Genomic DNA, 13303 nt, shown 5'->3' with positions numbered 1-13303 from the left:
ACTCTTGTTAATGATAATTATTGTCGTTTTATTTTTTTAATTGTAAGCCTAAAAATTGCGACTGGTATTAGTAAAAGTATCTTTCTTTTGCTGTTCATCACTATATCAAAATATTCTTTATCAATTCCCTTTACATAAAAAGTCAACGCATTTTCTAAGATAGCAAGATAAATGCAGATTCTTCTTTTAATAGTATATGACTTTATTCCAGAATTTAGAAATTCCTTCACAAAGTATTTCTTTGCTTTTATGTAGCTTGACTTAACATAACTTAGGTTTGCATTCATCTCACTTTGCGGCGAATATCTATAGCACCCTGTTTCTTCCGATAAATAAGCGGCCTTACCCATTGATGCAGCAGTTAGGAACAAGAGATAATCCAGCCCTATTTGGGTTTGTGTCATTATATTGCTTTTATAAACATCTCTTCGAATGCAAGTAGTCAAGGTCATGATAAAATTGCCCGAACTTATTAACTGACATAAGATGTCTCCACTAAATGAAATCTTTTTGTATTTTTCGTAAATGGGTCTTGGCATAAAATCTCCATTTGGATCAACCGTTCGGAAAGCTGTATATACCATTGAAACATTTGGATCAGCTTCAAGAATATCCACCTGCTTTTGCAATTTATAAGGGTCTATCCAATAATCGTCACCCTCGCAGAGAGCCAAATATTTGCCTTGCGCCTTAGGGAAAACATATTTTACGAACATCCCTCTAACCCCTTTTTGATATTGATTTTCATCATGAAAAATAGGCTTTATCAAGTCGGGATATTTTGCTGCGTATTCTTTTATTATCTCAGTAGTTCCATCCGTAGAACAATCATCATTTATGATGATTTCGAACGGGAAATTAGTCTTCTGCATCAAAAAGCCATCCAAACATTGACGAATGTATGGCGCGTGGTTATATGTGATGCTGCATATTGAAACTAAAGGCTTATCCATTTTCTTAATCTTCTTATGTGTGGACAGGCAGGATTCGAACCTGCAAGAGCACTCTATTATGTTCATCATCAGAATCACCAACACGAATGTCCATTGCCTCAGACCTGTCCAGATTCGCTCCTGTCCACCGTACAACAAACTTCTTCATATTCTTTTTTGTATTTAAATGTTCAACTTGATTGAGTAATCCCGTTACACTGATAAGTCCCATAACGTATTGAAAGAAAGACACGTCCGGGCAATTAAGTACAAACGTTGATAAAATTCTGATAATTACTAATAATCGTTGGAGCAATTTGTTAATTCAAGACAGGAAAAAACATTTAACATCAATACGATGTTTTTAAATGCGCTTCCAAGTCTGCTAAAACATCCAAAGTTGGTTCCTTCGCTATCAAATCAATGCATCTTTTTACGTTTTCTATCGGATAATTCCACCATTGTATTTCCAACAATCGGTTTCTTATTTTTTCGTCAAAACGCCATCTGTGGAATTTGTTTACTCCAAAAACAATTGAATAAGGCGGAACATCCTTTGTTATTATGCTATTGGCACCTATTACCGCACCGTCTCCAACTGTAACTCCGCGCATAACAATAGCATTACATCCTATCCAAACATCATTCCCTATCGTAACATTACCGTCATATTGATTGTAATACCCCCCCCTATCTATCATTTTGAAACGTTTTGCGAACAACATAGAATGTGAAGAAATACGATTAGGGTCATGATTTGCTGGACCTATAGACACATTCCATGATATAGATGAATATTTTCCAATTTGGCATGAAAAACAATGAGTATTTATGCTTATATATGAGAAATCTCCCATTGCTGAATAGCAAAAACGACTGTTTTTTCCAATCATGCAATGTTCGCCTATTTGAGATTTCAATACCACAGAATTGTCATCAATAGAGGCTGTTGACGCTATTGTTGAGTCTTTAATGTTGGCATTCATAACTTTCCCCTATATTGATACTTGTATAATGATCCATATAAATAGGTAATCCATCTACATCACGCAACATTATGTTGTCATTAGGAAAAACTTTTGTCAATTCTGTAGACATTTCATTTATTCTTCCTGTTAAAACCAGCATCTGATATTCAGAAAAGTTCAATCCGGCATTAGCGAATGTTGATGTGAAAGCTACATGTCTAATATTAATTTCTGTTACGATAGGTTTACCTTCTCCATTCTCCCGCAAATCTGTAACAACCAAACCATTCATTGTTTCACCAGTCTGTGCAATAACAGATAGTATGGCATCATATGCTACATCAAAGACATTTTTATCATTCAAAAGTTTTCCTTTATTCGTATTGCCTGTGATACCAGAAACCGCAACTTTACCCATTAAGTAACTAATACGTTCAGCTACTCCGTATTTCAGCAATTTACCTTGATTGAATAGAGTAAAGCAAGCTAAATTACGTCCAGGCAAATATTCTGACAACATAAAACTTTGTATTCCTTTATTAATTACAGCCCATGCTTTAACTTCTTCATAACAAGTTGCTTTCAATGAACCTTTCCCCGACGTTGTCCCTTCTGCATAGTCTCTAATCCAAAGAGGATATGAAATGTGAATGTTATGTTCGGAACACAACATTTCCTCTCGCGTTATAATTTGATATTGTGGAATATAGTCTTTTTCACATAAAGTATCATATAAAGACTTCTTGCTAAGGACTTTTTTCGCAAAGCCAGCAGGTATCTTTAAGAATTTTACATTGAAAGGATGTTCACTCCAATACAACACTTCCGGTTCTGGAATGAGTATTGCATATTCTATTTGATTTTCATCTATAATACGTTGCATTATGGTACGGTACCCTGGATCAGAAAAATATGGAACCCTATAGACTTTTTCATACAACCCTTCATATATTCCATACTCATTATAGCAAACGTCTGTACCAATGAATTCACATTGCCCTTTAAATATTTCACTTCTATTTAAAGAGCGAACTACAGAACGTGATGTGACACCACAAGCTCCGGTCACTAATATTTTATATTTACTCATAATATAATATTTATAATTCTGTCAATATCGTTTGAAGTTAAAGCATGGTGCATCGGCAGGCAGATTACGCTGTCGGCCATCTTGTGAGCCTCGGGCAAGTTCTCAAGCTTCGCACTCTCCAATCCACGATAAGTGGAAAACTCGCTGATGAGCGGATAGAAGTAGCGACGGCCAAGCACGTTCTGCTCTTTCATCTTGAAGTAAAGTTCGTCGCGGGTCATACCATACTTGCCGGCATCTACAAAGATGGGGAAGTATGAGTAGTTGTGGCGCACGCCGGGCATATCGTCGAAGAATGTTATGCCCTCAACGTTGCGGAGTGCGGCGCGGTACTTGACGGCTACTTGATGACGCGCCTCAATTGCTGCATCAACTTGCTTCAGGTTCAACAAACCGTATGCAGAACGTACTTCATCCATCTTGCTGTTGATGCCGGGACCTACTACGGTTGTCTCGTTGGCAAAGCCGAAGTTTTTCAGGTAGTCTATGCGTTTCTTCATGCGCTCGTCGTGCATCACCATTGCACCACCCTCAACGGTGTTGTAAACCTTGGTGGCGTGGAAACTGAGCGTGCTGAGGTCGCCGGCGTTGAGTATGCTCTCACCGTCAACTTCTACGCCGAAAGCATGGGCGGCGTCATAGATTACTTTCAGTCCGTATTGGTCGGCTATTTCCTGTATGCGCTTTGTGTCACAGGGCTTACCGTAGACGTGTACAGGCATTATGGCCGTGGTCTTGGGCGTAATGGCAGCCTCTATCCTGTCGGGGTTGATGTTGCCCGTCTTCGGGTCTATGTCAACGAACACGGGCTTTATGCCGTTCCACCAAAGGGCGTGCGTCGTTGCCACGAAGCTGTAAGGCGTAGTGATTACCTCGCCAGTTATGCGCAGTGCCTGCAATGCTGTTATCAGTGGCAATGTTCCGTTGGTGAACAGGCTGATGTAGGGCACTTTGAGGTAGGCGGCGAGTTCTTTCTCCAGCTGCTTGTGAAACGAGCCATTGTTGGTTATCCACTTGCTCTCCCATATTTGTTTGAGCATCTCGTTGAAGTCGTCGAGATTTGGCAGTAACGGTGATGTTACTGTTATCAGTTTATTGTCCATAAGGAATGTGTTTATTTTGTTTTTATTGTTTTCTCTTGGCCAAAGAAATCAGTTCTGCAAGTTCTGAGAACCTGAAAACGTATCCAGACAACGAGTAAAAGGCCACGCCTACAGCGATGCCGACGCAAAGCTTGGCGATGTCACCTGGGATGAAACTGTTCACTGTAAGTATTAAGGTGAACATCACGAGGCCCAGAACTATCGTGGGCAGCAAGTCGCACATCTGCCGGAAAAAGCCGACGTTTATTAGCTTACCTGTATAATATGTGTTTATTGCCAATGCCACGAGCGAGTTCAAAATGGAGCCGTAACACATCACTATCAGGCCAAATGGGGCTGTGATGCACAGTACGCTTACGCCGAGGATTTTCTTTATGATTTCAAGGCGCAGGAAGAGGTCTGAACGGCCTTTCACCTGCAACAGGTTGAGGTTGATGGCATGGATTGGATACCACATCATCGAAAAGCAAATTATCTGCAGAAGCTGTCCGCAGAAGTTCCATTGCTGACCGAGCACAATGTTGATAAATGGTTTTGCCACGGAAGACAGACCTATCATTAACGGGAATATAATGAAGGCAGAAAGCTTTAAGAACCGGCGGTAAATGCTTGCAAGCCGCGCGTCATCGTTCTGAATCTCACAGAGCACGGGATAGGTTATGCGCTGGATTATTCCGGTTAGATTAGATGACGGGAACTCTGAAAACTGATGCGCACGGGTGTAGTGTCCCAAGCTCAACGCACTGAAAAGTTTTCCGATAACAATAGGATAGATGTTACGGTAAATGGTGTCGAGCAGTCCGGAGGCAAGGAGCTTCGAGCCGAAAGCAAACAACTCATGGAAAGATTGCCAAGAATATACCAGTCGTGGTCGCCATTTTGACAGCAGCCAAAGTAAGCCTGTGTTTATGCCGAGATTCAGCAATTGCTGCGTAACAAGCGACCATACGCCGAAACCGTGGTAAGCCATCGCTATGCCGACTGCCCCCGACGTTATTGCAGCGGTCAAGGCAGCCTTTGCCTGAGTCTTGAAGTCAATCTTGATAGTCAGCAGCGCACGCTGCACAACGGCCAGCGAATTGAATATTATGCTTAGGCACACCACACGCATTACAGGGCATAGCTGTGGTGTATTGTAAAAATCGGCCACAAACGGGGCTGCAACGTAAAACACAAGATAGAGCAGTACACTTACCACTATGTTAAAGTAGAACACAGTGTTATTGTCAGTCTCAGTGCGATTTTGCTTGCGTATCAGTGCCTGCGAGAAACCGCTGTCGATGAGCGACTGTGCCACGGCGATGAAGATGGCCTGCATGCCTATCAAGCCGTAATCATGGGGCGAGAGCAGACGCGCCATCACAATCATGATGAGGAACTGCACGCCCTGCACTGAGAAACGCTCAACAGTGCTCCACAGCACGCCTTTGGCCGCTTTCTGTTTTAAAGAGTCCTTCATTTTCTTAAAGGGCATCCATGATTTATAATATCAGAATTTGATAATCTCACCAATTCTGACTTTTTGCGATTTCTTCTCTTTCCGCTTCTACTAAAGCAACAAGTTCGTGAATAGAGTCTGATAATTCTTTATGATTGTCCCTACTATCATATAGTAAGAACTTTAAATTGAATATCTCAGAATATATCTCCTGCTTATTTTGAATACTTTCTTTGGTAGCCACAAAATAATGTGGCATGGCGGTATGAAACATTGCCGAATAATTTTCAAGCAGCAAACGGACATCTGGGTCATTAATTCCAGCCCCAATAAAAATGAATGTATGCGTCATCAATAAAGATTCCATTATCTTATAGAATTTCGCATTTTGGATTCTTGCCTTAGCATAATCTTTTTGGGTAAAAATGACTTTGTCCGGAGAGTCTATGCTGCCATGCATTTTTAAAATAAGCATGTCATGCCTTCTTAATCCATCGGCTATATCTGTCTCATCGTATTTCTTAACATGTATTGTTCCGTGAGACTCATGATTTGCGTATGAATCATATATTTTATCAAAATTTGGAGTAATAACTATTCGCTGGTTTAGTTTAAATATATCTTTGTGAATATCAGCCTCATGAAAGCGAGGACGTTCAAATTCATCCTTAAGCAACTCAATAAAATCATTTTCGCCTAATTCTTTTTTTAATAATTCACATGCAAGCAGATAATTGTCTTTTTTGATTTCCTTTTTAATAATGTTCTTTACAGATGGATTCTCTATCGTTTCAATGCCACATTCAAGAAAACCTTTCCAATCTTTTGGATGGTTTCCGTTATCATCAATAGAGTTCTTTGATAAACCTGCTCCAAGAAAAAGAACACTTCTGTTGCGTGCTATACAATTTACCAGTTGGTTAGGCCATTTCATAAGCGCAAAGGTTTATATTAATATTCTCAACCAATTTAGCAACAACACTCTCATATTCTTTCACTTTTAAAAAGTGTGCTCCAACAACCCCATCACTTCCTAAGAGTCTAAAAATAGGCTTATGAGCAGTCTGGGAAAGCGGAATCAAGCTATTAAGTATGGGAATTTTCCCTATAAGTAATTTGTCTGTAGAAAGATACGGCGTATAAAAATCATTTAAGTCTAATGACACAGTGTTATTCATTCTTTTAATAATATTTTCATATGCCTTCACAGGTTGCTTGACACCTTCTTTTGTTTTAGTCGTATATTGTTGATATATGTAACCTAAAAAACGAAGATTTGCGGTTACCTCTATCTCCCCAATTTTGTAGGGTTCATTATCCGAATTGTTTTGATATTCTTTCAAACCTTTATCAATAAATCGTTTCCATTCAGTTAACGACTTTGAAATATTATCAACCGCTTTCAGGCTAAATATATCAGAAGACATAGGCATAATGAAATAATCACAGGAAAGTAGGACGCAGCGGTTAATTGCACCTAATGACGGGCCTACATCAAAAAAAACATAATCATATTCGTTAGCCAATTTTTGCAACAAATCAAAAAAGACAAAAGTGGTTTTCAAACCTCGCGGCCCACCATTTTTCCCATCAATCCAATCTGCACTTAAAAAATCTTCCATTAAAGACAACCTTGAGTCACCTAAGATAAAATCAAACCCAAAGTTCTCATTTGATTTAATAGGTATGGAACTATTTTCTATATAATTATTTCCGCGCTGAAGTGGCCTTATAATATCGTATATTGTTTTTGTTTTTGAATTTGAATACAATTTTTCCAACTCATCGTCAGATGTAACATATATTGAAGCGTTACACTGTGGGTCAGCATCAATTACAAGAATTTTTTTATTTTTCTTTATTTGCAAATACGATGCTAAATTACAAAGCAATGTAGTTTTTCCTACCCCACCTTTATTGTTAAAAACTGCAATAGAAACCATTGTCGATAGTTTTAATTATTGACTTAAACTAAGTTTTCTCCATATATTTAGCGCACACAGCACACCATAATCCTCGTATGCCTCTGTTTGTGCCAACTTTTCCATTCCGTCTTTCAACTGCTGTAACTCTGCCGCTGGAAAATTTCCGCTTTTGATAGCATTGATGATTGCCTCCATCATGTCTTGGCAGACATAATCGGGACTGTACATGTCATCGAAATAGTTGTAATGCTCATCTTCCACGAAGTGATAAGTGAGACTTTCAAGTACTTCGAGCAGGATGGTTACGGCTTCGGCATACTTGCCTTGGCTTAACGATTCACGAACTGCTTTCTGATAGGGTGAAAGCAGGTTTGCAATGGTATCGCAATCCTCATCGATATTCCGCTTGTTGAAAACGGTTTCGATTTCAGCTTTCAACGGAGTCAGTTCGATGTCAGTACGTGATTTGTCTTCCATACGCTGACGGATATAGCTCATTTTAAGTTTGTGAGTTTATGAGTTGACATCCTGCTCTTGTTTTTATGAAGATACCTTCGCGGGGAAACGGTTCGTAAGCGTTCGATTCAGACATCCCCTACATTACCAGACGGTAGGCCTAAAATAAAATTTAGATGTAAAAACGAATAAGGCTCTGCAAACATCCCATGCAGGGGCGTATTGTATACGCCCGAATGCGTCAACTAATCCACGTAGATGTTTTTGGGCAGGCAAACCCTGCCCCCTACAAGGCATTTTGGCAAAATGAGGACATTCGTACTGCTTTTTTAAAGGATATATATTCATCGGCAGTTGCAGTATATATTCATCAGCAGTTGCAGTATATATTCAACTGCCGATGCAGTATATATTCATTTTTCGGGTGTACTATCCTGTATGGTCTGTTCTGCCTGCTGCGCGTTCGGGGCGATGAGGTTCTGGCCGCCGTTGATGATACAGACAAACTTGGGGTCTTCCCGCTCGTGGAGCTTGTCTATCTCATCGTGGTACTTCTAACTTATACTTCATTCTTAATTCTTCATTCTATAGGATGTCGCTTATGCTTACGCTCTTCGTCAGGCTCTGCCACGAATGTCTTGCTACGGTGAGGTTCAGCGGATAACCGAGACCCATTATCTCACCCAATTTCTTCAGGCTGTAATTGATGCGGTGCAGGAGGCTGTCATACTGTTTCCATTGCTCGTGTGGGGCTTTTGCCGTGATGACAGGAAAGAGGCGTGCCGTGCCTTTCCTTCTGTAACGGTCTGCTATCTCCTGCAGTGCCGGCTCCCAGGGAATGGAGATTTCCTTACCGGTGATGTGCTGACGGTAAGTGAGCTGTCCGTCCTGGATGTTCTTTCTTGTCAGGCGGAAGATGTCATCGCTCCTCATGCCACGTGCATAGACAGAGAACAGGAAGATGTCGCGGGCGAAGACGATTGACGGATGTTCGCTGCCCAAGTCCAAGTCACGCATATGTTTTACCTCCGCAAGCGTCAGACCGTTCTTCTCTTTCTTGACGTGGTAGCTCACGTCCATGCCTTCGAAGGGATGGCATTCATCGGCCAGTCCGCTTTCTACAGCAAGGCGGTAGACCCGTTTCAAGTTCCGGATGTACAAGGAAATGGTATTGCGCCCTAACTCCTGATTCTTCAGCCACGTATGATAGTTGCGTATCAGCAAGGAATCGAAGTCCTTGAAAGGCACTTCGCTCTTGCCCAAATAGGCAATGAACTTTCTGAGATACATTTTCAGCTTGTTTGCTGCATCGTAACGCCCCTCGTCCTGCAGCTTCTCAACGCGGGAATTGGCGTATGCAATAAAGCCGAAACCTTCCAGCCCCTCTCCGGCTCTCCCAGCCCCTCTCCAGTTCTCCCCATGAGGGGAAAGGGTAACAGCCGTCTGTGCTATATCCTTTTGCACTTTATTCTTCATTTTTCATTCTTCATTCTTAATTCTCAGGCTTCATGCATCCCAGAAAATCGAAAATGTTAGGCTCGTCGAAATAGATGCCCATGTCGGCGTAACAGGCTTCCTCCGGGTCTTCCGGTACGGTGTAGAGGTCTTCGTAAAGGCTGAGCCGCTTGCCAAACATGGTGGTGAAAAATGTGAGCTTTGCCGCATCCTGTTCTTTTTTAAGAATGTCGCTCCAATTGGTTTCACCGTTCCACACGGGCAAGGCTTCCTTGTTAAGCCAGACTGCAGAACCGTTTATGTAAGTTTTGTCATTGTAAGTGACAAGCTGGGCGGCAAGAGGACGGCTTTGCACATTTTCCGAAACAGGCGCGGGGAAAATCACATCACGGAACTCACGCCCGTCCCTGTGGAGTAAAGTGAGCGTGCGCCCGTCTTTACGCCCGATAACCGTGTAAGTGTCCAAGCGTTCGGAACGGATAGCATCGAGACTTTCCGCCGCTTCTTTCAACCTGTCTTTTTCTTTTCCTTCGGCAAAAGACACTTCATAACGGAACTGCTTGGACAAGGTATCCGCCAAGGAGTATCCGCGCTTGTCACGCCAGTTGAAGGCAAGGTCTGCCCACAGCATCTGCCGGGCGGTCTGCCAGTCACCCGTAAGCCTGCGGAACATCACCTCCCTGAAACGCAAGTCCGGGAAAATGTGCCACATGACCGGGTCTTCACATGGAAACCAAGCCATCATTCCACTTATACGGGAAAAATCACCCGACAGCACGCATTCTGTCATCCATTGCCGGAGGGCACTGCAACCGGCTCTTGACACAGCTTCTGACACGAGACTGTCCACTTGTGAAGTGGCATCCGCACCCATGTCCAGGCTTTCGCACCAACGGAACACGACATCGCCCACGCTGCGGTACCTGTATTCGTAAACACCGTCAAGCCCGACAGCAATAGTGTTCTCCGTATAAAGCAGCAGAGAAAGTATAAACTGTTCATCGAACCCCGCCGCATACTGTTCAGCCAAACGGTGCAGCCTGACGTAGATTTCATAAAAGAAAACCACGTCGCCATCCACATTCATGGACGGATGGTGGAGGCGTTGCCATCTGGAAGTAAATTCGGCTATCGTGTACATTTTATTTCAGGTAACAAGTTGACCAATTGACGAGTTAACGAGGTTTTAGATGCCATTAGTGAAACTATTCAGAACCTTGTTGCCTTGTCAACTGATACCTTGTCAACTTCAATTGTGCAGCCACACCGTCCGCAGATACCTGCGCCATACGGCAAGATGGTTAGTAGTATTGATTTCCTTGCAGATGCGGACGCAGGTCTGTATCAGCTTGTCCTTTGCCGTGTCTTTTTCTTGAACTGAAGACCGAATAGCAAAGACATTCAACGTATCTTCGCCGACCTTAAAATCCGGTACGGCTTTTACGGCTGAATCCGCATCCGTCAATACCTTATATAATGTTGGGGCATAGTTGCGGAAAGACTCGATGAGTTTTTTCCTTTCTGTATTCGTGGTCTCGTCAAGGACAGATTGCGACCTTCCCGACACTAACTTCTCGTTGGCTTTTCCTGCCGTAAGGAAATATTCGCTGAGGAAACCGTCCCAGTTGGCGAAGAAAACGAGGTTTTCCATCTCTTCCCTCATGCCGATATGGGCATCATACGCAGTGGTGACTTTTCCATCCTCCTGTCTGCTGGGGTAATAAACCTCCTCGGTGATGTCCACCCTGCGGATGATTTCCGTAAAATTCTTATGTTGAAGTTCCACCTCGTTCTTGCCTTCTTCCCATTCTATTCCGGATGTAGGCGTAAGAAACGAACGCAGGAGAATCTTTTGCCAGTTTTCCTTCACATATCCGGGAGTATCATGTTCGTAGCGGGCAAGGTTTATCAGAAGTTCAGCTTCCTTGGTAGTCAGTCTGGCAAGACGGCCGCCCAATGTTTTCTCACCTTTCTTGTCAAGTTCCCGGCAGAGATTGGTCAATGACAAATCGACAGCAAGGCGTTCCATCAGTTCATAAAGCATGGCTTGCGTGCGCTTTCCGTAACCGCAAGCCTGCAGGATGCCGACAAGCAGGTCAACGGCACGCCCTTTTTCCGTACCTATAGACAGGCGGTCGCCCTCGGCATTGTGGAGACGGACAACGTGCAGGTCGGAGACATTGGGATAGGTGACGGTCAACCAGCTGCCCAGCACCATGCCTTGCACGCGGAACACCAGTCCCTTTTTGCGGTGGAAGCGGCAGATGTAGCCTTCTTGGCCGGCAAACGGACCGTCGACCACGCGCACAATCTCATTCGCCTCGCCCTCTTTCGCGTTGAAGGCATAGTCCGAGTAAGGACGCTCCAGCACTATTACCTTATCAGCGTAATTCTCGTTGTAGTCACGGAAAGCGCGCATTTGCGATTCGGGTATGGTGCAAGCGGTGGCTTTCTCGTCCGGCGTACGCTTGCGGTTGTAGCGGATAAAGGCATCTGAACAGTTGTCACGAAGGAACTCAACCAGTGCGTTTTGGGTGGCAAGCACGAACACATAGCCATCAAAAAGAGGCATCCGTTGCTCACTGTCACCTCTGCGCACGTACACCTTGGTATGGGTAGGACAATAGACTTCCAGTATGTTCCGGATCTTGTCCTTTTCGCGCCCAATGAGTGCACACAACTCCTGTTCATGTCCGGGTTTGGTACGGACAAGGAACCATTGGTAATCTACGTTGTTGAGTTTGTCAGACAACATGATGGATTTACGATTTACAAAGTACTATTTACGGTGGTTAATCCCCATTTACAACACAGCTAAATCGTAAATTGTAAATAATGCCAATCAGGAGTTAAAAAGGAAGTTATAGGTAGTTATCGCCCACTTATCGGGCTGGGAGTTAGATGCCAATACCTTTTGCACAGCTTTCAGAAGCAAAGCTATTGACCTTTAACTCCTGAACGAAGTGATAACTCCTGTGAAACATAACTACGTTTAACTCCTGATTCGCATAAATAACCAAATTGTAAATGAACAAGGCGTTCCTTACGTTACCCTCATGACAATCGCATGACGGCTAACCGTTACCTCTCCGAATTTGAATCACTACGCTTTGCAAACTTTTTTAAGAAGTTTTCAGGCGTTGTTTACAGCATTCTTTAGGTTTAGCGGCAGCATTCCGGAGTAAAAACTCAGCAACAATGTCCTGCCGTTGTTATGTGACGAGAAGTGCAAAGCGCAATGCGCTTGAATGTTTTTGCCTCCATATCACAAATATTTGATATACAATCAATTAAATATTTTCAAGTTCGCCGCTTTATCATTGTTTTATATTATGAAGCGGCAAAACACGTTGCAAATATAGTGAAAAGATTTAATATTAAGGATTTTACGGTCAAAAAAAATTCATGATTAGTGATTAAATTTCCCCAAAAGCTGCATTTGTTCGACTAAATCCGGAGAACATTATCTACTATTTATTGACTATCAACCTGTTACAAAATTCTGCCATTCCATAATATACAATAGCAAGTTTTATTGGATAGATTCCGGTTGTTTTATTTGCGAAAAATCTTGACAATCAGTTAACAGGTTCAAGGACATGGAAGGAACTTCGGGGTGAAAGCTGCATTGACATCAGTGGGCTGCCCGAAAAGCAAAGCATCTGCACCAGCCGTGGTTTTCCAGACAGTGGTTTGACGGAGTTGGGAGTGATGGAAGACACTGGCACTTGAAATGCGAACATAAGGCAGCCCAATACACCACAAGCCTTTGTGAAGTTATCAAGGTCAAAGTCTAATTACTATATATACAAGATGCCATTAAACCTAGAAGCTGTTTTGAATTTCTCCAAAAAGTTTTTCTTGGCTTGATGTATCCGTTTTCGTGCGTGCTTTGGGCGATTTTTTGGTCCTTTCCGCTCCTGTTCTTCGTCAGAT

Annotated in this window: 11 protein-coding genes; all 11 read right to left on the bottom strand. The window is 42.6% G+C overall.

Features of this window, described 5'->3' with window-relative positions; all coding sequences use genetic code 11:
• Positions 1-17 precede the first annotated feature (17 nt).
• Positions 18-953 (bottom strand): glycosyltransferase, encoded by a 936-nt coding sequence (locus B5F71_RS05410; protein ID WP_087208360.1) that lies wholly within the window; start codon positions 951-953, stop codon positions 18-20.
• Positions 954-1282: 329 nt separating this feature from the next.
• Positions 1283-1918 (bottom strand): CatB-related O-acetyltransferase, encoded by a 636-nt coding sequence (locus B5F71_RS05405; protein WP_087208301.1) that lies wholly within the window; start codon positions 1916-1918, stop codon positions 1283-1285.
• Positions 1902-2990, bottom strand: a complete 1089-nt coding sequence (locus B5F71_RS05400; protein WP_087208299.1) for a hypothetical protein — start codon at positions 2988-2990, stop codon at positions 1902-1904. Before B5F71_RS05400 ends, B5F71_RS05405 begins: the two co-directional genes overlap by 17 nt.
• Positions 2987-4093, bottom strand: coding sequence for a DegT/DnrJ/EryC1/StrS family aminotransferase (locus B5F71_RS05395; protein ID WP_087208297.1), 1107 nt, complete (start codon positions 4091-4093; stop codon positions 2987-2989). The genes B5F71_RS05400 and B5F71_RS05395 overlap by 4 nt, the downstream gene beginning before the upstream one ends.
• Before the next feature lie 22 nt (positions 4094-4115).
• Positions 4116-5552, bottom strand: a complete 1437-nt coding sequence (locus tag B5F71_RS05390) for a lipopolysaccharide biosynthesis protein (RefSeq protein WP_087208295.1) — start codon at positions 5550-5552, stop codon at positions 4116-4118.
• Between the two features lie 46 nt (positions 5553-5598).
• The gene (locus tag B5F71_RS05385) at positions 5599-6465 is read right to left on the bottom strand and encodes an SIR2 family protein (RefSeq protein WP_087208293.1); all 867 of its coding nucleotides are present in this window, start codon (positions 6463-6465) and stop codon (positions 5599-5601) included.
• A complete protein-coding gene (locus tag B5F71_RS05380; protein WP_087208291.1) occupies positions 6452-7474 on the bottom strand; it encodes an AAA family ATPase in 1023 nt (340 codons plus the stop codon). Before B5F71_RS05380 ends, B5F71_RS05385 begins: the two co-directional genes overlap by 14 nt.
• A 15-nt stretch (positions 7475-7489) precedes the next feature.
• Positions 7490-7933, bottom strand: coding sequence for a hypothetical protein (locus tag B5F71_RS05375; protein ID WP_241148560.1), 444 nt, complete (start codon positions 7931-7933; stop codon positions 7490-7492).
• 564 nt (positions 7934-8497) lie between these two features.
• Complete coding sequence (locus B5F71_RS05370) at positions 8498-9388, bottom strand: site-specific integrase (protein ID WP_087208288.1); 891 nt, start codon at positions 9386-9388, stop codon at positions 8498-8500.
• A gap of 16 nt (positions 9389-9404) precedes the next feature.
• Complete coding sequence (locus B5F71_RS05365; RefSeq protein ID WP_087208286.1) at positions 9405-10508, bottom strand: hypothetical protein; 1104 nt, start codon at positions 10506-10508, stop codon at positions 9405-9407.
• A gap of 108 nt (positions 10509-10616) precedes the next feature.
• A complete protein-coding gene (locus tag B5F71_RS05360; protein ID WP_087208284.1) occupies positions 10617-12122 on the bottom strand; it encodes a transcription termination/antitermination NusG family protein in 1506 nt (501 codons plus the stop codon).
• Between the last annotated feature and the right edge of the window lie 1181 nt (positions 12123-13303).

This window comes from Bacteroides sp. An269 (genome assembly GCF_002159755.1).
Taxonomy (GTDB): domain Bacteria; phylum Bacteroidota; class Bacteroidia; order Bacteroidales; family Bacteroidaceae; genus Phocaeicola; species Phocaeicola intestinalis.
The sequence above is the reverse complement of the archived record's forward strand: the minus strand, read 5'-3'. Positions and strand labels throughout refer to the sequence as shown.